Annotated in this window: 29 protein-coding genes; all 29 read right to left on the bottom strand. The window is 73.1% G+C overall.

Annotation, left to right across the window (positions count from 1 at the left end; genetic code table 11):
- Positions 1-128: 128 nt before the first annotated feature.
- The 29 genes from ACIP4O_RS00435 to ACIP4O_RS00295 all read right to left on the bottom strand — a co-directional run bounded on the left by ACIP4O_RS00435 (position 129) and on the right by ACIP4O_RS00295 (position 18,390).
- On the bottom strand, positions 129-575 hold the full coding sequence (locus ACIP4O_RS00435) for a hypothetical protein (RefSeq protein WP_401569723.1): 447 nt from the start codon (positions 573-575) through the stop codon (positions 129-131).
- Positions 576-588: 13 nt separating this feature from the next.
- Positions 589-1,113 (bottom strand): hypothetical protein, encoded by a 525-nt coding sequence (locus ACIP4O_RS00430; protein WP_401569720.1) that lies wholly within the window; start codon positions 1,111-1,113, stop codon positions 589-591.
- A 3-nt stretch (positions 1,114-1,116) separates the two neighbouring features.
- Positions 1,117-1,608 carry a hypothetical protein gene (locus tag ACIP4O_RS00425; protein WP_401569718.1) on the bottom strand — a complete coding sequence of 164 codons (492 nt, stop codon included), beginning with the start codon at positions 1,606-1,608 and terminating at the stop codon, positions 1,117-1,119.
- A complete protein-coding gene (locus ACIP4O_RS00420) occupies positions 1,609-1,773 on the bottom strand; it encodes a hypothetical protein (RefSeq protein WP_401569716.1) in 165 nt (54 codons plus the stop codon).
- Between the two features lie 11 nt (positions 1,774-1,784).
- A complete protein-coding gene (locus ACIP4O_RS00415; RefSeq protein WP_401569713.1) occupies positions 1,785-2,240 on the bottom strand; it encodes a hypothetical protein in 456 nt (151 codons plus the stop codon).
- The gene (locus ACIP4O_RS00410; protein WP_401569710.1) at positions 2,240-2,797 is read right to left on the bottom strand and encodes a hypothetical protein; all 558 of its coding nucleotides are present in this window, start codon (positions 2,795-2,797) and stop codon (positions 2,240-2,242) included. Before ACIP4O_RS00410 ends, ACIP4O_RS00415 begins: the two co-directional genes overlap by 1 nt.
- 1 nt (position 2,798) lies before the next feature.
- Positions 2,799-3,020, bottom strand: coding sequence for a hypothetical protein (locus tag ACIP4O_RS00405; protein ID WP_401569707.1), 222 nt, complete (start codon positions 3,018-3,020; stop codon positions 2,799-2,801).
- A 63-nt stretch (positions 3,021-3,083) separates the two neighbouring features.
- The gene (locus ACIP4O_RS00400) at positions 3,084-4,328 is read right to left on the bottom strand and encodes a phage major capsid protein (RefSeq protein ID WP_401569704.1); all 1,245 of its coding nucleotides are present in this window, start codon (positions 4,326-4,328) and stop codon (positions 3,084-3,086) included.
- A gap of 68 nt (positions 4,329-4,396) precedes the next feature.
- Entirely contained in the window at positions 4,397-5,146 is a 750-nt protein-coding gene (locus ACIP4O_RS00395) for an HK97 family phage prohead protease (protein WP_401569702.1), read from the bottom strand.
- A complete protein-coding gene (locus tag ACIP4O_RS00390; RefSeq protein WP_401569699.1) occupies positions 5,133-6,452 on the bottom strand; it encodes a phage portal protein in 1,320 nt (439 codons plus the stop codon). The genes ACIP4O_RS00395 and ACIP4O_RS00390 overlap by 14 nt, the downstream gene beginning before the upstream one ends.
- Position 6,453: 1 nt before the next feature.
- A complete protein-coding gene (locus ACIP4O_RS00385) occupies positions 6,454-6,636 on the bottom strand; it encodes a hypothetical protein (RefSeq protein ID WP_401569696.1) in 183 nt (60 codons plus the stop codon).
- On the bottom strand, positions 6,630-8,201 hold the full coding sequence (locus ACIP4O_RS00380) for a terminase (RefSeq protein ID WP_401569694.1): 1,572 nt from the start codon (positions 8,199-8,201) through the stop codon (positions 6,630-6,632). Before ACIP4O_RS00380 ends, ACIP4O_RS00385 begins: the two co-directional genes overlap by 7 nt.
- A complete protein-coding gene (locus tag ACIP4O_RS00375; protein WP_401569691.1) occupies positions 8,155-8,415 on the bottom strand; it encodes a hypothetical protein in 261 nt (86 codons plus the stop codon). Before ACIP4O_RS00375 ends, ACIP4O_RS00380 begins: the two co-directional genes overlap by 47 nt.
- A 269-nt stretch (positions 8,416-8,684) precedes the next feature.
- Positions 8,685-9,125 (bottom strand): AAA family ATPase, encoded by a 441-nt coding sequence (locus tag ACIP4O_RS00370; protein ID WP_401569689.1) that lies wholly within the window; start codon positions 9,123-9,125, stop codon positions 8,685-8,687.
- Positions 9,126-9,236: 111 nt separating this feature from the next.
- Positions 9,237-9,509 carry an HNH endonuclease gene (locus tag ACIP4O_RS00365; protein WP_401569686.1) on the bottom strand — a complete coding sequence of 91 codons (273 nt, stop codon included), beginning with the start codon at positions 9,507-9,509 and terminating at the stop codon, positions 9,237-9,239.
- A gap of 15 nt (positions 9,510-9,524) precedes the next feature.
- Complete coding sequence (locus ACIP4O_RS00360; protein ID WP_401569683.1) at positions 9,525-9,776, bottom strand: hypothetical protein; 252 nt, start codon at positions 9,774-9,776, stop codon at positions 9,525-9,527.
- Between the two features lie 192 nt (positions 9,777-9,968).
- On the bottom strand, positions 9,969-10,148 hold the full coding sequence (locus tag ACIP4O_RS00355) for a hypothetical protein (protein ID WP_401569680.1): 180 nt from the start codon (positions 10,146-10,148) through the stop codon (positions 9,969-9,971).
- A gap of 22 nt (positions 10,149-10,170) precedes the next feature.
- Positions 10,171-10,935, bottom strand: a complete 765-nt coding sequence (locus ACIP4O_RS00350) for a hypothetical protein (RefSeq protein WP_401569677.1) — start codon at positions 10,933-10,935, stop codon at positions 10,171-10,173.
- Positions 10,932-11,336 (bottom strand): hypothetical protein, encoded by a 405-nt coding sequence (locus ACIP4O_RS00345; protein ID WP_401569675.1) that lies wholly within the window; start codon positions 11,334-11,336, stop codon positions 10,932-10,934. Before ACIP4O_RS00345 ends, ACIP4O_RS00350 begins: the two co-directional genes overlap by 4 nt.
- A gap of 171 nt (positions 11,337-11,507) precedes the next feature.
- Complete coding sequence (locus ACIP4O_RS00340) at positions 11,508-12,230, bottom strand: hypothetical protein (RefSeq protein WP_401569672.1); 723 nt, start codon at positions 12,228-12,230, stop codon at positions 11,508-11,510.
- Positions 12,227-12,841, bottom strand: a complete 615-nt coding sequence (locus ACIP4O_RS00335) for a hypothetical protein (RefSeq protein WP_401569670.1) — start codon at positions 12,839-12,841, stop codon at positions 12,227-12,229. The genes ACIP4O_RS00340 and ACIP4O_RS00335 overlap by 4 nt, the downstream gene beginning before the upstream one ends.
- Positions 12,838-13,479, bottom strand: a complete 642-nt coding sequence (locus tag ACIP4O_RS00330) for a hypothetical protein (RefSeq protein WP_401569667.1) — start codon at positions 13,477-13,479, stop codon at positions 12,838-12,840. Before ACIP4O_RS00330 ends, ACIP4O_RS00335 begins: the two co-directional genes overlap by 4 nt.
- The gene (locus ACIP4O_RS00325) at positions 13,476-13,943 is read right to left on the bottom strand and encodes an AAA family ATPase (protein ID WP_401569665.1); all 468 of its coding nucleotides are present in this window, start codon (positions 13,941-13,943) and stop codon (positions 13,476-13,478) included. Before ACIP4O_RS00325 ends, ACIP4O_RS00330 begins: the two co-directional genes overlap by 4 nt.
- Positions 13,940-14,101, bottom strand: coding sequence for a hypothetical protein (locus tag ACIP4O_RS00320; RefSeq protein WP_401569662.1), 162 nt, complete (start codon positions 14,099-14,101; stop codon positions 13,940-13,942). Before ACIP4O_RS00320 ends, ACIP4O_RS00325 begins: the two co-directional genes overlap by 4 nt.
- Positions 14,098-14,424, bottom strand: coding sequence for a hypothetical protein (locus tag ACIP4O_RS00315; protein WP_401569659.1), 327 nt, complete (start codon positions 14,422-14,424; stop codon positions 14,098-14,100). The genes ACIP4O_RS00320 and ACIP4O_RS00315 overlap by 4 nt, the downstream gene beginning before the upstream one ends.
- Positions 14,425-14,596: 172 nt before the next feature.
- On the bottom strand, positions 14,597-14,770 hold the full coding sequence (locus tag ACIP4O_RS00310) for a hypothetical protein (protein ID WP_401569657.1): 174 nt from the start codon (positions 14,768-14,770) through the stop codon (positions 14,597-14,599).
- Complete coding sequence (locus ACIP4O_RS00305) at positions 14,767-15,189, bottom strand: hypothetical protein (protein ID WP_401569654.1); 423 nt, start codon at positions 15,187-15,189, stop codon at positions 14,767-14,769. Before ACIP4O_RS00305 ends, ACIP4O_RS00310 begins: the two co-directional genes overlap by 4 nt.
- Positions 15,186-15,524: a hypothetical protein gene (locus ACIP4O_RS00300; protein WP_401569652.1), complete on the bottom strand. Its 339-nt coding sequence runs from the start codon at positions 15,522-15,524 to the stop codon at positions 15,186-15,188. The genes ACIP4O_RS00305 and ACIP4O_RS00300 overlap by 4 nt, the downstream gene beginning before the upstream one ends.
- Positions 15,525-15,849: 325 nt before the next feature.
- Positions 15,850-18,390, bottom strand: coding sequence for a phage/plasmid primase, P4 family (locus tag ACIP4O_RS00295; protein ID WP_401569649.1), 2,541 nt, complete (start codon positions 18,388-18,390; stop codon positions 15,850-15,852).
- Positions 18,391-18,460 lie beyond the last annotated feature (70 nt).

Below are 18,460 nucleotides of genomic sequence, written 5' to 3'. Positions count from 1 at the left end.
GGTGTGTGCGGCGGCCAGGTGCTGGTTGATCCACGCGACGGCGGACTCCAGCTCACCGGCACTCAGGTGCTGGATCTCCCACGGGCGGATGTGTAGGTAGTGGGCCAGGAGCCACCGGTACTCGGCGATCAGCCCGCGGAGTCCGGCTGCGGCTTGCCCAGGTGGCCTTTTCCCACGGCCTCCAGGGCGCGTTCGACGTCGCCCGGGTCGGCGGCGAGCTTCCGCATGTGCGGCAGCATCGCCTCGATCGCACCGTCCTCCCCGGAGCCGAGGGCCTCCGCGAGGAGGTTCGCCAGGACGTCGTCCAGCTCGGCGCGCTCCAGGCGGCACGTCAGGCGCCGGCGCCAGCCCGGCACGTCGACCTGGTCGAACGCGAGCTTCGCGTCCGTGCGGCGGCGTACCACCCAGAGCACGGCGCGCATCGCGGTCGGGTCCCCGCCGCGGAGGCGGTCTTCGACCTCCCGCCACGGCGTCTCGCCCAGGGCGGCCTCGATATCCGCAGACTCGATCGCGGACAGGGCCTCAGTCGACACCGACTCTTCGGTGCCGTCGTCCTGCCGGTAGGTGATGATCACCCGGGGTGTCCTCTCATTCCAGGTCGCGGCGCACGTCGTCGCGAATTCGTTCGACCTCGGCCCGCATACGGGGGAGGCCGCGTTGCACGGTGCGGTCCCACCAGCCGAAGGGGCGCGCGTATTGAGTCGCCCAGCGGCGGCGGTTACCGAACACGGGGTGCCGGATGCGGCCCTCGTTGATGACCCACGGCATGTTGCGCAGGTCGGGCGGCAGACGGCTCTTGTCCATCCACACGCGGGCGCCGGGCTGCGCGCCCATGCGCACGCTGATCCGCACACCGTTCGCGAGCGTCGCCCGCAGGGGCCGCGTCGTCGGCGACGGGCCGCCGTGCGGCACCCGGCCGCCGCGCGCCGTGCGGCCCTCGCTGCGCATCGGCTGCGTGCTGATGGCCTGCTGGAGATCGCGTTGGAGCGGCTCGGCCGCGCGCCGCACACGGCGGGCGATGTTCTGCCGCAGGCGCGGCCCGCCCGCCGCACGGAGGCGGGCCGCGAGGGTGAGGAGCTGCCCGGTGCCGAGGATGCGCACGGAGTCCGGCACGGGTCAGCCGCCCGCAGCTGCGGGGATCGCCACGTTCTCGGCGGGCTCGGAGGTGATGGCGAACTGACACATGATCTGCGCCGCCGCGTCCAGCTCACGCACCTTGGCCTGCGAGGTGACGGTGACCGGGTAGACGTCCATGGTGCCCTCGGCGGTGTCGCCCTCGTCCATCCAGACGATGAACCCGGTCGCCTCGCGGGTGAGGACCGCGCGCACGTCCTCGCCGGTCTTCGACGCCCAGAACGTCAGGGAGCTGTCGGCGGCGGTGATGGCCCCGCCGACGACCGGGGTGAACCGGCTCCCGAGTGCGGGGGTCTGCACGGTCTCGGAGGTGGTCTGCCACCCGGCCATCGCGCCGGTCTCGCCCTCCAGGGCGATCCCCGCGTCCAGCTCGGCGCGGGTTGGCGCGGCCTTGTTGGCGAGGGTCGGAACCCACAGGACGCGGGTGGTGCCGCGCCGGTAGTACCGGACGGACGCCGGGATGGGAGTAGACATCTACTTGTCCTCCTTCTTGGTGTGCCGCCGGGCGGCCGGGGGCGTGACGAGGTCAGGGACCGGAGAGGGCATCTCGCGCCATCCGGCCTGCTTGTACAGGGGCACTGCCGCCTCGGGGACGTCGATGGTCTGCTCGGGCGGCAGCGTCGGGTGTTGCAACAGCACGGGGGTTCTCCTCAGGTGAAGGCGCGGCCGCCGATGGTGAGCAGGAGCCGCACCTGGATGCCATCCCCGGTCTGCACCTGCGCCAGCTCGGAGGTGTCGACGGCGGCCTCCAGGGAGGGCAGGCCGAGGGACGGGTCGAGGGCGAGCAGCTCCTCGACGGAGGCGGCGATCTCGTAGGCGCGCACCCGGGCGGGCCGGACCGCGGTGTCCCCGCGGCCGACGACGACGGCGCATACCACCTGCCACGTTTCCTCGCGGGAGGTGTTCACCGGGGATGCCCAGCCGCCGGCCGCCTGCGCGGCCTGGAAGGCCCCCGCTGGGTCGCCGTCGAACCCGACGAGGACCCACTCCAGATCGTCGCCGCCGCCGAGTTCGGGCCCGTCGACAACCCGCACGCCCGCGAGCGCGGGCAGCGCGGCGAGCTGGGCGGTAAGCGCGTCGAGGACTTCGGGAACACGTGACGGCACTACGCCACCCCCGGCCCGACTTTGAAGGGCTCCAGGAGCTGGAGCACGCGGTTCGGTACGGCGTAGCCCATGCCGGGCACGGGCTCGGTGACGGAGTAGTCATCGCCGCCCCCGGCCAGCCCGGGGCTGCTGCGCAGTTGGGTGCGCCACAGGTGCTGCACGAGGAGCCGCGCCGCGAGGTTGATCGTGGCGGGGATGTCGGGGCGGCCCGCGCGGTAGGTCGCCGTCCACGGCCCGCGCCCGAACCACGCGCCACCGCCGAGGCGCCGCACGATCCCCGAGGGCCCGTCAACGTGGAGCCGGGCCACGTCGAGGCCAGGCCCGCCGTCGAGCGGCGTCAGGGACACCAGCTCCAGGACGGGCACCGTGAGGAGCGCGAGCGTCGGCCCGCGCCCCTCGATCGTCTGCGTCACCTCGCGCGGCTCGACGGCGCCGACGTGCCCTTCGATCACCGGGGTGACCGACTCGATGTACGCCGTCAGCTCCGCCCGCTGCGCCTCGCTCGGCGCGGCGAGGTTGATCTGCGCGCACGCCTCTTCCAGGGTCAGCAGCGCCACGTCAGCCCCGCCGCTCGGGCGTTTCCGCCTTCGGCGACCGGCCGCCGCCGCGCGAGCGGCGGGCCGCGCGCTCCGGCTTCGCCGGGGGCTCGTCGGCGACCAGCTCGGCGCGGACGCCGTCCGCCCATGTGGTGGCCTGCTTCTCGGGCACGTCCACGATCTGGCCGGGCCGCCAGGAGAAGTCCACGCCGCCGATGGGCTGCAAGATACGGATGCGCGGCATGGCGCACCCTCCTTCCTTCGGGCGCCGCCCGCCCGCGCTGGGCGGGCGGCGTGCCGGGGTGGGTTACTCGGCGGCGTGCTTGTACACGCGGAAGGCCGCACCGTCGTCCGGCTTGGCGTCGAGGCGGGTGAAGGCGAGGAAGCCCACCTGGAGGTAGTCGGCGTAGCGCTCCTCCAGGCGCATGAGCTGCCCGCCCGCAACCTGCCGCACCACGTAGGCGGCGGCCAGGTCCCCGTACCCGATGCTCGCCGCGCTGGCAGCCGGCGCCGGGATGCCGTTGTCGATGAGGACGGGACGGCCAAGCAGCGTGGAGGGAATTCCGGCCTGGAGGGACGGCTCCCACAGCGGACGCCCCTGCTCGTCCACGAGCTTGCGCGCCATCTTGAGGGCGCTGTCGGACATGGCCCACTGGGCGTTGCCCCGGTAGGCGGGGTCGATGGAGTGCTGGAGGTCCACGAGGTCGCCGTAGGTGACGGACGTGGTCTGCCCGTCCGCGCCGGTCACGCCCGCAGCCGCGTTGGTGAACAGGCCCTCCGGCTGCCCGCTGCCCGTACCGGTCGCCAGGTGCGCGGCGACGGCGCGGCCGATGCGCTCGCCGAGCCGGGTGGCGAGCCAGCCCTCCAGGTTGAACACGTTGTCCTGGAGGAGCTGGAGAGAGACGCGGACCAGCTTCGAGGTGTAGGTGTAGGCGCCGAGGGTCTTCTGCCCGAACTCCACGCCCTGCTCGCCGACCTGCGTGTTCTCGGCGAGGATCGCACCGACGTTGCCGGTGTCGTTCGCGGTCGGCCAGTTCAGCGGGTTACCGCTCCCGGTCGTGATGACGTTGGCGGCGCCGAGGAGACCACCGTACGCCTTCATCGTCTCGGTGATCTTGTTGAGCGTCTCGGTCGGGATGAGGTAGCCGCCCGCCGTGCCCGGCGACGTCGCGCCCGCGCGCACCTCGCTGTGCCGCTCCATGAGGAGCTGCCGCTGTTCACCGCTCAGCCCGGACATCCCACGCCGGGTGAACGCGGCGAACGCCTCACGGTAGGCGGCCTCCTGGTCCTGCTCGCCGCGCTGCTCGTCCTCGGCGTTGCTGCCGGTGGCGATGACCGCGGCGTCACGCTGCACGGTGTCGAGGCGGGCCTGCCGCTCGAACCGCTCGATGTCCTGCGACGCGGCGGTCAGGTCGGCCTCGGCCGCGTCCCACGTCTGCCGCTCCTCGGCGGTCAGCTCGCGGCCGTCCTTCTCCGCGCGCTCGCGGATCTCGGTCATCTGGTTCCAGGTGCGGGCCCGCTTGTCGAGCGCGCGCTCCAGAAGAGTCGTCATGGCGGTGTGTCCTTTCACGGCACGCCAGGCAGCCCCACCAGCGGCAGGGCTACAGGGAAGGGGGTGGGTCAGCGCGGCAGCCCGTAGCGGGCGGCGAGCGCGCGCATGCGCAGGTCCAGGTGCTGAGTGGACACGCCCGGCTCAGCGGTGGCCTGCGCGCGAGCCCGTGCGGGCTCGGCGTCAAGGTGGGTGAGGTCGAGGAGTTCGGGCCGGTACGCCGCGCGCGCCGCGAGGGCGGCAGCGTCCCCGCGCCGGTCGAGCGCGCGGGCGACCGCTTTCAGCTCGGCCTCAGTGTCGGTGTAGGCGGGGAAGGTGACGGCGGACACCTCGATGAGGCGTACCTCGCGGATCGTGCGGACGTCGACCTCAACCGGGTCGGCGCCCTCCACCTCGATCTCCTCGCTGGTCCAGTCGTCCTTGACGACGTAGAACCCGAAGGACATGCCGGTGACGTTCTTGTTCCGCAAGTTCGCCTTGAGGTCCCGTACGTAGGACAGGCCCTCGTCGAGGGCGGAGTCGACGGCCAGGCCGCGCGCGTCCTCGCTCAGGGCGAGAGTGCCGGCCGTCGAACGGGACACGACGTAGTACGAGTCGTGGTCGATCAGCATCCGGGCGTCGCCCTCGCCGATCGTCTTGCCGAAGGCGCCGGGAGCGATCTCCTCGTAGAACCCCCAGCGCAGCGGGTTCCCGATCGCGGTACGGGAGTTGAAGACGGCGGCGTACCCGGCGAAGCGCTCGCCGCCGTCGTCGCCCTCGGCACGGACCTGAAGCCCGGCCTCGGCCAGGGTCAGCCCCCGGCGCTCCTCAGTGCTGCTCATCGTCGTCGGCATGGTCGCCTCCCTCGGCGCGAAGGGCCAGGAGGCGCTGCGCCTCGGCCATGTGAGCGGCGGCCCGCGCCGCCAGGTCCCCGCCACCGTTGTCGGCGAGCGGGTTGGAGCCGAGCGGCGCCATGTACGTCGGCTGCAAGAGGATGTCGCCCTCGGGCCCGACCGGCGGCATCTCCTCCAGCCCCCTGATGTCGTTCGAGGTAAGAGCCCCGACGTCGCGCATCGCCCGGTAGTAGGTGGCGCGCGCCGCGCTGTCGCCGCGCAGCAGCCCGGCCAGCGCGTAGTGCGCGTACTCCGTACTGCCCAGCAGCTCTTTCGTGACCCGTTGCTCAGTCGGCGCGAGCCACGTCGGGTGCAGGTCGAAGGTGATCCAGCCTTGCGCCTGCTGCTCCAGGCCCGTCCCCCACGACGTGCTCTTCTCCGTGCTCATGAGCAGGAAGGGCGGTACGCCGAAGAGGCGGGCGATCTCTACGACCTGAAACTCTCTGGACTCCAGAAACTGGCTGTCCTTCAACGGCATTGTCACGGGCTGGAACGAGGCACCGGAGTCCAGCACCGCGACCTCGTGGGCGTTCGCGATCCCGGCCGTCTTCGCCTGCCACCGGCTCTTGAGCGCGGACGCCTGCTCGGCCGTCAGCCGCTGCTCGGTCTGGAGAACACCGGAGACGAGGTTGCCGCGGCCGAAGAGCCTCGCGGCGCCCTGCTCGGCGGCCTGCGCGAGCCCGATGCCCTGCGACGCGGCCCGTACCGGCGAGCAGCCGGTCAGCCCGTCGTACCCCAGGCCGGGCACGTGCATGACGTCGCGGGAGGTGAGCACGTGCCCGGTGCCCCAGTCGTCCGTGACGTAGAACAACTTCGCGGTCGGGTTCTCCGGCGTGGGCCGAACCCGCTCCACCTGGACGCGCTCCGGGGAGATGGGCCACAGCTCCTTCACCTGCCCGGACGGGGCACGCAGCTTCTGGACGTACGCGTTGCCCCAGAGCACCCGGTGCACGTAGGCCAGCCGCCACAGCTCCAGCGGGGTCAGCTCCGGGTGCGGGTCCCGGAGCAGCGGCGAGACCGCGCGGTCCCGCGTCCCGTCCTTGTACGTGTGCAGGGGCAGCGCGGCGGACACCCCGGCGATCAGGGCGACCGCCCGCCACACTGCGGGCATCCCCAGGGACGTCGTCTCGGACACGGGCACCCCGGCCGTGGACTGCGCGCCGCCCATCCACTCCATGAGCGAGGAGTCCGTCAGCGGGACCGCCGGACTCTCCAGGCTGCTGCTGCGCTTCTCGAACCAGCCGAACAAGCCCACGTCAGCCTCCCTCACGGCGCGCAGGCCGCTTCGGCTCGGCGGTGTACTGCTCGATCGCGACGACGCCGAGCACCCCGGCAAGGATCAGCGCGGCCGGGACGTACACGGCGGCCACCCCGTACAGGGCGAGGAGGAGGCACAGCACCTCGGCCACGGCCCACAGGGTCCGCTTCAGCTTCACCACAGGTTCGGTGCTCCTTCCGGCTCCACGTCCGCGCGCTCCGCGTGCGCCCACGCCGCGAGCGTCGCGGCCATGAGCGGGCTGATATCAACGCCGACGCCGCGCCGCGCCCACGCCCAGCCGTCGCCTACCGGGCGCCGGTCTGCGCCCGCGAGCGCGGTAGCGAGCGGCGCCTGGTCGAGGTGGACGAGGTGCTGCTCGGCGACCGCGTCGAAAAGTTGGCCGCACCCTGCGGCGATCTGCCGCACCGTCGGCTCGATGACGAGCTGCTCGTCATCCAGGCCGCGCTCGCGCAACGCCTTACGGATCGCGGGGATGAGCGCCCCGGCGGGCGAGCCCGCATCGACGGCGACCGCGCACGGCCCCCACTTCTCCGCCAGCTCGGCGACGCGCTCGGGAATCCATCCGGTCTGCGGCCGGTGGTCGATGACCTCCACGTGCCGCGGGCGCGGCACCACCGTGTCGCCGTCGAGGCGTGCCTCTTGGCCCTCCACCCACCCGGCGGCGCAGATCGCGCCATGCGAGCGCTCCGGCGTCACATCGACGGCGAACGCGACCGGGTCCGTGATGCGCGACGTACCGTCGCCCAGGGCGCGCCATGCGTCCTCGCCGATGACCCGCCACGCGTCCTCAGCGTCGGACGGGTAGTCGCCGACGCCGAGCCGCTCCCGCTCGAAGATCCCCCCGGCGCCGAGGCTCGCGCGCTCGTTGCGCACGTGCCCCTCGGAGATGCGGATGCCCAACGCCGGGTTCGCCTTCGCCCACGCGGCCGGGTCATCCGGGTCGTCGTGCTGCGTGCAGCCGAGCCCGCACTCGTCCCGGTGCGCGTCGACCGACCACTCGAAGTAGGCGAGCGACGCGTCCGGCACGCCCGTCTCGACGGCCGCCTCCGCGCGCCGCCGGAGACGGGCGAGTTGCACGGACGGCGAGCCGATCCCGGCCGAACCGAGGTACCAGATCTGGGGGTTGGCGACGGCGGACATGGTCGGCAGCAGCGCGCCCATCGCGTCGTCGCCGAGGATCATGCTCTCGTCCAGGACGTTGCAGTCCCCGGTGAAGCCACGGCCCGAGCCGCCCGAGCGGGCCAGGAACCGAAGGATCTGCCCGGTGACCAGCTCGATTGCCTCCTCGCCCGTCGTCCGGCGCACACGGAGTACGCGTTTGCGCAGGTCAGGCGTGCCCATGATGAGCTGTTCGATACGGCGGAACGCCACGATGCTCGTCTTGAACTCGTGGGCCGAGTGGAGGATGAGCCGCTCGCCGAGGAGGAACAGGCCGGCCAGCTCGCGCGCCTCGATGATGCCGCCCTTGCCGTTCTGGCGCGGGACGTTGACGGCGACCTCGAACGCGGCCCAGTTGCCGTCTGCCCGCTCGCGCAGACCGATGTCGAGGACGTGCTGCTGCCAAGGGTCAAGGTGGAGCCCGGCGAGCGCCGCCAGCTCGACAGCCTCCTGCCCGGACGAGGAGAGGAACGTAGCGGGTGCGGTCGTCAGCCGGGGCGTCTGCACGCCGCGCAGTGGCTCAGGCTCCACGGGCGCGGCGGGCTTCGCGACGCTGGGCGAGGTCATCGAGCGCGTCCCCCTCCTCCCCGGCGGGGGCGAGCTTGCGCAGCTCGGCCAGGACGGTGCGCAGCTCGCGCGCGGCGTTGGCGCGCGCGGTCGGCGCGGGCGTCAGGTCGACGCTCTGCGCGAGGGCGAGGGCGAGCGCGGCCTGTCCGGGCGCGGTGTCGTAGGCGGCAAGCTGGTCAAGCTCACGCTGCGTGGCGTCGGCAACGTCGCCCATGACCACCCCCGCTAATCCGTCTCTGTCAGCAGACGCGGAACAGGCCGCCGGGGCGACCCCCCGCTAATCCGTCTCTGTCGGCAGACGCGGGATAGCGATTCGATCTTGGCCGCGCAAAAAACTGAGCGACAAGGGCGTTTGGGTCGCCCGCTCCGGGCTTGAAGATTGAACCCACCTCCCCCCGTAGGGGCAGGTCAGGGCGTTGATCATCGGGCGGTTCGGCTCGGCGCAGTGCAGCTCGTCGCGCCGTTCGGCTCGGCGCGCGCCGGTCACCAGGCCCGCGACGCCTGGCCTGTGATGGCCCGTGATCCACCACGCCGGTACGACTGGTACCAGCGGGTCACTACCGCGTCCATGCCGGGGTGACGCATGGCCCGTACGCGCTGCCGGACGATGTGCTCGCCCGGGTCGACGGTGACGATGCGGGCGCCGAGCCGCTTGTACTTGGCTCGCGCCTTCGGGCTCGGCATGGTGTGGATGAGGTACACGTCGGTGGTGGCCAGGTGTCGCTCGGCCTCGAAGATGGCCGCTTGCCGCGCGCGGTGGACGACGCGCAGCAGGACATCGCTGTGGGTGTGGTGGTCGGCGCCGGGGCCGGCCATCGCGAGGGCCATGAGGTCGAGGTCGATCACGACGTCTTCCGGCTTGGCGTGCGCCTTGATCCACGAGGACTTGCCTGCGGCCGGAGGCCCGGTGATGACGAACAACATGCGGTCGCCCTGCTCAGCCGTACCAGCCGAGGGCCTGTAGCCACAGCGTGACGAGGAAGACGAGGGCGCCGCCTGCGCCCATGACCAGGAACGTGGACGGGTGAGGCATGGTCACCACCTTCGGGACGCGCGGGCCTGCTTGATTGAGGTGCGGTTGCCGCGCGCCGAGTTGCATCGGCGGTGCGCGCTGCGGGCGTTGGCGGGGTCGAGGAGGTCGCCGCCGCGTGAGAGCGGGATCAGGTGGTCGAGAGTGAAGCTGAGCGCGTGCCGGACGTCGAGGTCGGGCGGGATGTCATGGCCGCAGAGCCAGCAGGGATGGCCGAGGCGGCGGGTCGCGGCGACGAGGCGCCGGTAGGGGCGCCCGTTGCGGGGGTTGCCTGCCACGGGCGCCTCCCTCGTCTACAGGTCGCCGAGGACCTCGCGGCGGGCCGCGTCCGCCTTGCGGTTGAGCGCGTTGGTCATGCGCACGGCGGTGATGGTGGAGAGGATGCCGAGGACGACGAGGAGCACCTGCGTGATCACGGAGACCACGGGCACGTTGCGGGTGGCGTTGGTGATGATCAGCCAGATGATGCCGCCGCAGACCCATGCGGCCCAGATGCGGGCTTTCTCGGTGCGTACGGCGCTCTGTATGTCGCGGTAGTCGCTCATGGTCCCCCCAGGACGCGGCTCGGTGTGAGGGTCCAGGCTCGCGCACGGGGCGTGGGTGTGGCAGGGGGTGTGGCTGTTCTGTGACACGACGAGGGCCCCCGGCCGGTGTCGGCGGGGGCCCTCGGGTGGCTCAGTGTCCGTGTGCGGGCACGCCGGACGTGCCCTCACTGTGACAGGTGGTGTCGCTGCTGGTCAAGCTGCCGCCCGCTCCTGCCGCGCCTGGACCTCGCGGAGGTCCACGAGGACGCGCCCGAAGCGGTCGTAGCCGTGGTGGGTGAGGTGCTCGCGCCTGAGCCACTGGCGGATGAGGTCGGGTCGTATGCCGGTGGCGGCCTCGGCGGCGTACGGGTCCACGAGGACGGGGTGGGTCATGTCCCCATGGTGGCGTACGCGTTCAGGTGCTCGCACCCGCGAGGGCGAGGGCGTGGGCTTCGCGGCGGACGCGGCGCCCGTACGAGTCTGACTTGCCGAGCTTGGTTCCGATGGCGGTTCCGGTGAGGGTCGGGTCGTCGGCGAGCCAGCGGCGCGCGGTCTTGACGTCCTCGCCGAACTGCCCGCCGGGCCCTTCCGGTCCCGGCTCGGGTTCCGCCTGCGGCGCTGTGGGTTCCGCCTCGGGTTCCGTGCGCTCGTCCGCCCCGCGTCCGGCCTGCTCGGGCCCGGTTCCGGCCGGTTCGGCTGTGGGTGCCGGGTGAAGCTGCGCAAGGGGCGTGAACGGGCCGAGGACGAGCGCGGGTTCCGGCTGCGGTTCCGGCTCGGGTTCCGGCGGTTCCGGCGCGGCCCACAGCGGTTCCGGCCGCTCGTCGGCGGGCGCCGCCTCGTGCTCCTGGTCGTGCTCGCGACGCAGCGCGTGGACGCGCCAGAGGACGACGGGGGCGATGGCGGAGACGGCGACGACGAGGGCGGGCCCGACGTGGAGCAGCTCGGCGTGGACGAGGTGGGCCGCCGCGTTCGTGGCGACCATGAGGAGGACCGGGGCCAGCACCTCGCGGCCGGCCTGCATCGAGCGGATCGCGTAGGCGTCGACGGCGACGGGGAGGGCGGCGGCGACGTAGGGCTGATAGCCCGCCTGGACCGCGAGGGACCACTCGCCGTGGGCGGCGATGACGATGCAGGCGAGCATGGCCAGCCAGCCGAGGGGGTCGTGGCGGGGGGCGTTCACCGCTGCTCCTCCAGGCGGCGGGCGGTGCGGCGGAGGATGGCGGCGTACTCGCCGCGGGTGGTGCCCAGCTCGACGCGGGGCGCGACGCGGAGGACGAGCAGTTCGGCCTCGTAGGCGCGGTCCGCGTAGCCGTGTCGGCGTACGGCCCAGGTGAGGGCGGCGGCCTGGCGGGTTTCCTCGTGCATGCGGTCGCCGGGTGCGTACGCCTCCAGGCGCTCGGCGATCTGCCGGAGGAGCGCGGGGGTGTTGATGCGGGCGTTGCGCTGGATGGTGAGCGGCGCGGGGAAGGCGTGGAGGGGCTGCTCGGCGCGGGCGCGGCGCAGCGCCTCGTCCATGTCGGGGCCGCTGCTCGGGCAGTGCGGGGCGGACGTGCGGGTACGCCGCGTGGGATGATCGGCCATGGCCGGTGCCTCCTGCTGAGATCAGGATGGTGTTGGTCGGGGCCGGGCGGCGCGCGCGCCCTGGCGGTGTTCGAGCACCGCCGGGAGCTGCCGCCCGCCCTTCTTACTGTTCCCGTTCGTAGACGACTCGTCTACGAACGGGAACAGTAGAGCACACAGTGCCCCAGTTCGCTACGCGTTGCCGAGGGCGGATGGCAGGCGCCCGTCCCGCGGCACGCCGAGCGCCGCACGGTAGGCGACGTCGGCGCTCGTGAGCGGCACTGTCTGCGCACCCTCATCGGCTACCACCAGCGCGCCGAGGACCGCCCACATGCCGCGCGGGTACGTGCTGCCGCACCACCGGCACGTCACGGCTTGCTCGCCGCGCCGGTAGCGGAGCACGGCCCCGCACACCTGCCCCTCGCCCACGTCGGCGGGGCAGGCGCCGAGGCGCATCCCGCGCTCTTCGGCCGGCGCCGGGTCGACCAGCTCGCGCACCTGGCGCTCCAGGTCGCGGAGCTCGGCGGCGAGGACGGCTACGGGCTGCCACTCGGCGGCCATCCAGTCGAGGTTGACGGCGAGGCCGCGCGCGGCGGCCCGTACGCGCTGCGCGGTGTCCCCGGTGACGTGCGGCTCGCCCCAGGCGCGCGCGGCCTGCATCGCGCTGCGCCAGTCCTCCAGGACGCCGACGATGCCGCCGGGCCCGCGCATCGAGAGGACGGGCAGGGACACGGGCAGGGGCGCCTCGACGCGGGGGCCTGTCGGCGCGCTGCTGGCGGAGCCGGGCGGCAGCCATCCGGCGAGGGCCTCGTAGAGGCGCGGCATGCGGTCGAGGCGGTCGGCGGTCGCCGCGGTGCAGCCGAGGCACAGCACGTCGGGCGTCTCGTGGTGCTCGCACAGGGCGCAGACGCTCATCGGCGGGTCTCCTTCGTCTCGTCGGCGAGGCGGCGGAGACGACGCGCGACGAGGGCGCGGGTGGCGCACGGCTGACACAAGATGACGGCGGGACAGGACGCGTTCTCCGCCTCGGCCTCGTCGGCGGCCTCGCGGAGCACGGCGGCCCGGAGGGCTGCTACAGCGTCGATCGTGTTGCTGTGCTGCCGCCGCTCCTCGGCCAGCTCAGCGCGCAGGCGGACATTCGCCTCGGGCCTCTCGCCGCGCGCCCACTTCTCCTTGCCCAGCTCGGCGCGTAGCTGCGTCACCGTGGCCCGCAGCTCCTCGACCTCGTTGCTTAGGCGCTCGCATTCAGCCCTCCACTGCTCATGCTGATCCAGGGGGCAGTATCCGAGGACCTGCGGGTCGCCATGCTTGGGGCAGTCCTGCTGCGGGCCGTCATAGTCCATCGGATTACCGGATACGCAGGTACACACGGGGGCGGCCTGCGCGCTTGGGGCCAAGTCCAGGACGCGGAGGGTGGCACAGGGCCAGGCGCCGCAGCCCGCGCCGCAGGAGCGGCCCGCGTCCGGCGTCCCGGCGTAGGCATCGCGGTGCAGGGACCGCACCGCGCGGAGGTAGAAGTCGGTCATCGGATGGTCTCCTCGGTGGGGTGGTCGGCGGTGCAGGAGCGGCGATCGATGGCGTCGATCCAGGCGGTGGCGACGGCGGCGACCCGGACCAGCTCGGCGCGCAAACGCTGCGGGTCGCGCTCGGCAGCCGCCTTGGCGACCTGCACGCCCAGGGCATCGACCCAGGTGCCGTAGCCGATGCCGAGGAGGTCGTCGCGTTGCCTGCGCGCGCTCTCCACGTCGAGGGCCTGGCTCTTGCTCCCGGTGCCGTCCGTGAGGTCGTGGGGGGCCCAGCGGGCGTTCTGCGCGGACCGCTCGGCGGCGATCTCCCCAAGAACACCCGCTGGGCCCACTTCGTCCGTCACAGGCGCCCAGCGCGTCACGAGCGCGTGCCGCTCGACGACCTCCACGGCCTTCACGGTGGCGCCGTGCCGGTGCCACGGGTCGATGCCGTCCTGGTGCTCCGTGGCGCCGACTTCGTAGTGCACGAGGTACGCCTTGCCGTCGTCCGGGGCCCGGAAGATCAGCTCGTGCACGTGCGTCCAGCGCTCCGAGCCGATGACGCGGTCGCGGATCTCGGCGGCGCAGCCGTCTCCGTCGAGTTCGAAGGGGACGCCGATGGCTTCGAGGGCGGCGGGGGTGAAGCGGCGGGTGGTCATCGGGCGCTCCAAAGGGTGGCGGTTGCGAAGCCCTCGGCGAGGAGGGCGGCGCGGCTGGGCATCTCGGCGTGCTTGGCGCGGATGACGGCCTCGGGCACGCGGCGGGCTCGGGCGGCGTTGCGGGCGAGGCATGCGGCGAGCGGGGTGTCGAGAAGCACGGCGTGCGCCTCTCGGCCGTGGTGGCGGGCGAGCCGGAGAAGGGACGCCCGCGTGTCCTCGCTGGTGTTCGTGCTGTCTACGACGACGGGCAGGCCGCGCTCGAGGCGCGTGCTGATGATGAGGCGCTGGATGACGCGGGCCTCAACGTTGGCGGTCTGGTCGGCCTCGCTGCCGGTGCAGAGGGCGCGGTACGCGTCGAGGGAGACGCGGGCGGCGGATGGCCAGCACCTGGCGGCGGTGCTCTTGCCTGAGCCGGGCGGGCCAACGAGGACGACCAGGCTGTCGGCCGAGTAGGCGTCGCTCATCGGGTCGCCTCCGCGCACTCGTGCTGGACCGTCTGGCCCTCGTCGTCCTGGAGGACCAGGCCGTCGTCCTCGTCCCACCAGCCATCTCCGGCCGCTCCGCAGGCGCCGCACTCCCAGCGCCCGGCCAGGCTGATGCCGTCGTATCCGCTGCTGCTCATCGGTTCGTCTCCTCGCGGCGGGCGGCGACCAGCTCGGCCTCCAGGAGGGCGGCCTCCTCGTTGGCCTCGGCGACGGCGAGCTGCCGAAGCGAGGCGACGACGAGTTCGAGGAACGCGCACGCGCCGAGGGCGATGGCGTAGCCGATGGCGTGGTGGGTGAGGGAGACGACCGCCAAGTAGGCGAGGAAGAGGCCGGCGGCGGTGTGGAGGGCGAAGAGGATGCGGGCGGCGGGGCTCACGATGTGCTCCAAGAGGGTGTGGTGGTGGCCGAAGGCGAGGGCGGTGAGGGCGGCGGCGAAGACGGCGGTCACGTAGGCGGTCACTGGCGGCGCCGTACGGGGCGGCCGGGGCCCGGCGTGGGCTCGGGGAGCCCGGCGAGGGCCCACGGCGCGTGGCGGTCGCACCGCCAGCCGCACGCGTACGGGCGGGCGTACTGGACGCCGTGGCCAGGCCAGGGCATCGAGCACGGGCGCGGACGTCCACGCCGCGCGGGCTTCACGCCGCACCCCGTACGGGGCGGGGCGGGGTGAGCGCGGCGGGCGGGGCGGTGATGTGCCAGCCGAGCGCGCGCAGCTCCTGGACGACGAGGACGCCGAGCCGGTCGGGTGCGGCGGCCGGGTGCTCCTCGATGACGGCGGCGACGACGGCGGCGACAGCGTCGGGGATCACGCGGCGGCCCCGGACTCGGCGGCGGCGTCGGTGACGACGAGGACGAGCTGCCCGCCGCGCGTCTTCTCGCCGAGCCGCATGTCGGGGCCGAGGAGGTGATGGTGGTCGTCGTCGTCCACGAGCCCGGCGTCCACGAGGCCATCGACGGCGGCCTTGAAGCTGGGGTACCAGTTCGCGGGGTCGGCGCGGCCCGCCGTACGGGGCCGGAGGATGCCGAGGACGTGAACCTTCGTGAAGAGCGGGCCGGGCTTCGCCGCGGCGAGCGCGGCAACGAGGTCCGGGTTCGCCATGACGGCCTCGTGCGCGGCCGTGCGGAGCGCGCGGGTCTTCGTGTGGCGCTCGTGGTGGTGCGGGCGCCGGTTCGAGTTCAAGAGCGGGAGCCCGGCGGGCAGTTCGATGGTGAAGCGGCGGACGGTCACAGCAGGGTCTCCTGGACGGGTTGGGGTGGGCAGCGGTGGTCGCGTACGACGTGGTGCGGGCAGGGCACGCTGGCGTGCCAGCGGTCGCGCCACAGGACGCGGGGGGCTGTCCAGGGGCTGGTGGTGATGCACCAGGTCATGCGGCCTTCGAGGAGGGCGGCGATCTCGGCGGCGGGGTCGAGAGGGGTGGGGTCGGCGACGACGTCGAGGGCGGCGACGTGGCCGGCGAGTCCGGCGAGGACTGGGGCACCGCAGCGGCGGCATGCTCTCTCGGTGACGGCGTCGGCGGTGCGGGCGATCTTCGCGGCGATGTCGGGCCGCAGGGGGCCGCTCATCGGGCACCGCCGGGGTGGAGTGCCGTTGCGAGTGCCGTACGAGTGCCGTTGCTGGTGAGGTCAACGGCACTGCTGTTGCCGCAGGTCAGCACGCAGTTCGCGGGGCTGAGTGCCGTTAGTGCCGTTGAAACCGAACCTGTTGCCTCGCATGTGCGCGTGTGCGTGCGTGTGTGAGACCGAAATTGGAATCCAACGGCACTAACGGCACTCCAACGCTGTGACCTGCGAAGACGGACCCTTTTCAACGGCACTCGCAACGGCACTGCAACGGCACTCAACGGCACTGGCAACGGCACTCGGCCGTGCATGATCCGGGCCACGGCGGTCACCACCCGGTCCGCTCGTCGGCGTCGCCCTCGGCGCGCAGCCCGAGACCGGCGTAGAAGTACTTGCCCGAGGAGGGCTTGCGGACGATGCCGCGCGCCTTCAACTCCCTGCCGAACGAGCGCGCGTCCATGGCGGGCTCGCCCTCGCCGTGGCACCACTGCTCGTAGACGCCCCGTACGCGGCCCGTCTCGGTACGCACGTGGGCGGCAGGGCCCCGTGTGCAGCAGTCCTCCAGGAACCGGCCGATGTGGTCCTCTTCGGCCGCGTACGCCTGTGTCGCGGCCTTCACGGACTCGGGCTCGCGCAAGCCGTCGCGGAAGTGCGCGATGGCCCCGGCGATGACCCACGCGAGGATGCCGGGCCCCTCCTCGGCGAGGAGCTGCTTGGCGAGACCGTCGATCTTCCGGTCCTCGGGCACCTTGTACGTGAAGGGCAGGAGGCGCAGGCGCCGCCAGAAGCTGTCACCGCCCGAGGGGACGCGAGGCTGGTGGTTGCCCATGAGCCACAGGTGGTGCGTGGGCGTGAAGGTGAAGAAGCTGCCGTGCATGTAGCGGGCGGTGAGGTCGTCGCCGCCGGTCAGCTCCTTGAGCTTGGCCTCATCGAACTTGCTGCCCTGGTTGACCTCGGAGGCGACAACAAGGCGGAGGCCCTGGAGGCGGGCGATCTCCTCGGAGTGCTCCTGCCGTCCGGCCATGAGGAACCCGGCGGGGGCGGGCGCGGCGTAGTCGGCGAGGAGGCCGCCCAGCATCTCCATGAGGGCGCTCTTGCCGTTGCCGCCGGGGCCGTGGAGGAACGGGAAGACGTGCGTGCTGGTGTCGGCGCTCGCCGAGTATCCGGCGAGGCGCTGCACGAAGCCGAGGAGGTCGCGGTCGTCGCCGAAGGTGTCGGCGAGGTACTGGTGGAAGCGCGGGGTGGGCAGGCTGGCGTCGGGGGCAATGCTGGTGGAGCGCGTGTGCAGGGCGGCCGGGTCGGACGGCATGACCTCCCCGGTGGCCAGGTTGACGATGCCGCCGGGCGTGTTGAGGTGGCGGGGCTCGGCGTCGAGCTGGGGGGCGCGGACGGCCAAGCGGGGGTCGGACTGGGCGAGGCCGAGGGCGGCGGCGATCGCCCCGCGGCCGAGGCTGCGGTCGCGGTGCTTCCACCCGGCCTTCGTGAGGTGCTCGGGCAGGGCGGCGGGGTCGAGGGCGCGGAGGAGGTGGCGGGCGAGTTCGGTGGAATGGCCGGTGTCGTCCCACGCCCAGCGGTGGCCCTCCCACCGGAGCCAGGCGCCGCGCTGTGCGACGTAGCGCAGTTCGTGGGCGTGGGCGTCGGCGAAGAGGAGGGCGTTGCCGTCATCGGTGAAGGACGACGGCCAGTCGGTGCCGCGTGCGGGCGCGGGGGGTTCGGCGACCTTGAGGACGGCGGTGCCCTCGACTGCCGCCGGGGCGGGCGCTGGCGCGGCCTCGTCGGTGGGGGCGGGGACGGCGGCGAGGTGTCGGGCGGGCGGGGTGCGGCGCTCGCCGAAGCCGAGCTGGCGCAGGCGGCGGGCGGCGGCGCTGTGGTCGCCGCCGTGCTCCAGGAGGGCGTACGCGCCGGGCTTGGTGTAGGGCTTCTCCTGCTCGAACTCGGTGGAGGAGGAGAAGACGAACAGGCGGTCGCGGTCGGAGGAGTGTCCGGTGGTGGCGGAGACGCCGGGCCCGGTCTTGCCGGGGCGCCGCCAGTAGCGGGTGCCGTCCGACGCGGTGCGGAGGAGGGTCCAGCCGCAGGGGGTGAGGATCTCGGCCCAGTCGGTGCGGGCCTCGTAGTCGTCGAGGGGGGTGAGCCCGTCGCGGGCGCCGCCAGTGCTGCCGGTGCTGCCGGTGAGGAAGGCGTCGGCGGCCGTGCGGGGAGCAGCGGGCGCGGTCGGGGTGGGGTCGGGCTGCTGGTCGAGCATGCGGGCGATGGTGAAGAGCGCGTCGCGTTCGTCGGCGGTGATGGTGGCGACGGTGTCGGGGGCGCCGGCGGTGAGGGTCCAGGGGAGGCCGCTCGGGTGGACGGGCCCGTACGACGGGGCGACGACGACGAACCCGCCTTCGCCGCGGGTTTCGATGAGGACCTGCGTGCGCTGCCCCGGCGCGGCTTCCAGCTCGGCGGGCGTGGAGGGGCGGCGGGCGAGGCGGGTGTTGGGGAGGACGGGCCCGCTGGTGACGCGGTAGACGATGTGCACGCCCCCGGAGGGGGACGTCTCGGTGTATCCGGCGCGCAGGCGCGCCCAGGTGTCGCCTAGCCCGGAGGCTTCGGCGATCTCGGTGAACTCGCGGCCGAAGCCTTCGGCGATGGCGCGCCCCTCGAACTCCAGCATCTCCAGGCCGTCGCTGACGGCGCCGAGGATGATGCCGACGCCGGGGTGCCCGTCCTCGAACCAGCCGCGCACGGTCGCTTCGTCGGCGCGGGTGGTCATGAGCGCTTTCCACTCGCCCACCGGTCGCTTCGTGCCGGTGGTGGCCACCCGGACGACGCTCGCCCCGGCGGCGTGCCAGGCGAGCGCTGCGGTGAGCGTGTCGGGTGGTGTGGTGCTCAAGGCGCAACTCCTGCGTGCGGTACGGGTGTTCTCGTTTGTTTCGTTTTCGTTCCCGTTTGTAGACGCCGAG

Origin of the sequence: Streptomyces sp. NPDC088923 (genome assembly GCF_044749745.1) — a bacterium.
GTDB lineage: Bacteria > Actinomycetota > Actinomycetes > Streptomycetales > Streptomycetaceae > Streptomyces.
The sequence above is the reverse complement of the archived record's forward strand: the minus strand, read 5'-3'. Positions and strand labels throughout refer to the sequence as shown.

What these genes read in the sequence shown, in the direction of transcription:
- ACIP4O_RS00335 (WP_401569670.1), bottom strand. Translation starts at nt 12,841, where the DNA reads ATGACCGACTTCTACCTCCGCGCGGTGCGGTCCCTGCACCGCGATGCC.
- ACIP4O_RS00300 (WP_401569652.1), bottom strand. Translation starts at nt 15,524, where the DNA reads ATGAGCGGCCCCCTGCGGCCCGACATCGCCGCGAAGATCGCCCGCACC.
- ACIP4O_RS00340 (WP_401569672.1), bottom strand. Translation starts at nt 12,230, where the DNA reads ATGAGCGTCTGCGCCCTGTGCGAGCACCACGAGACGCCCGACGTGCTG.
- ACIP4O_RS00320 (WP_401569662.1), bottom strand. Translation starts at nt 14,101, where the DNA reads ATGAGCAGCAGCGGATACGACGGCATCAGCCTGGCCGGGCGCTGGGAG.
- ACIP4O_RS00425 (WP_401569718.1), bottom strand. Translation starts at nt 1,608, where the DNA reads ATGTCTACTCCCATCCCGGCGTCCGTCCGGTACTACCGGCGCGGCACC.
- ACIP4O_RS00380 (WP_401569694.1), bottom strand. Translation starts at nt 8,201, where the DNA reads ATGACCTCGCCCAGCGTCGCGAAGCCCGCCGCGCCCGTGGAGCCTGAG.
- ACIP4O_RS00395 (WP_401569702.1), bottom strand. Translation starts at nt 5,146, where the DNA reads ATGAGCAGCACTGAGGAGCGCCGGGGGCTGACCCTGGCCGAGGCCGGG.
- ACIP4O_RS00345 (WP_401569675.1), bottom strand. Translation starts at nt 11,336, where the DNA reads ATGGCCGATCATCCCACGCGGCGTACCCGCACGTCCGCCCCGCACTGC.
- ACIP4O_RS00370 (WP_401569689.1), bottom strand. Translation starts at nt 9,125, where the DNA reads ATGTTGTTCGTCATCACCGGGCCTCCGGCCGCAGGCAAGTCCTCGTGG.
- ACIP4O_RS00405 (WP_401569707.1), bottom strand. Translation starts at nt 3,020, where the DNA reads ATGCCGCGCATCCGTATCTTGCAGCCCATCGGCGGCGTGGACTTCTCC.
- ACIP4O_RS00375 (WP_401569691.1), bottom strand. Translation starts at nt 8,415, where the DNA reads ATGGGCGACGTTGCCGACGCCACGCAGCGTGAGCTTGACCAGCTTGCC.
- ACIP4O_RS00355 (WP_401569680.1), bottom strand. Translation starts at nt 10,148, where the DNA reads ATGACCCACCCCGTCCTCGTGGACCCGTACGCCGCCGAGGCCGCCACC.
- ACIP4O_RS00400 (WP_401569704.1), bottom strand. Translation starts at nt 4,328, where the DNA reads ATGACGACTCTTCTGGAGCGCGCGCTCGACAAGCGGGCCCGCACCTGG.
- ACIP4O_RS00360 (WP_401569683.1), bottom strand. Translation starts at nt 9,776, where the DNA reads ATGAGCGACTACCGCGACATACAGAGCGCCGTACGCACCGAGAAAGCC.
- ACIP4O_RS00330 (WP_401569667.1), bottom strand. Translation starts at nt 13,479, where the DNA reads ATGACCACCCGCCGCTTCACCCCCGCCGCCCTCGAAGCCATCGGCGTC.
- ACIP4O_RS00325 (WP_401569665.1), bottom strand. Translation starts at nt 13,943, where the DNA reads ATGAGCGACGCCTACTCGGCCGACAGCCTGGTCGTCCTCGTTGGCCCG.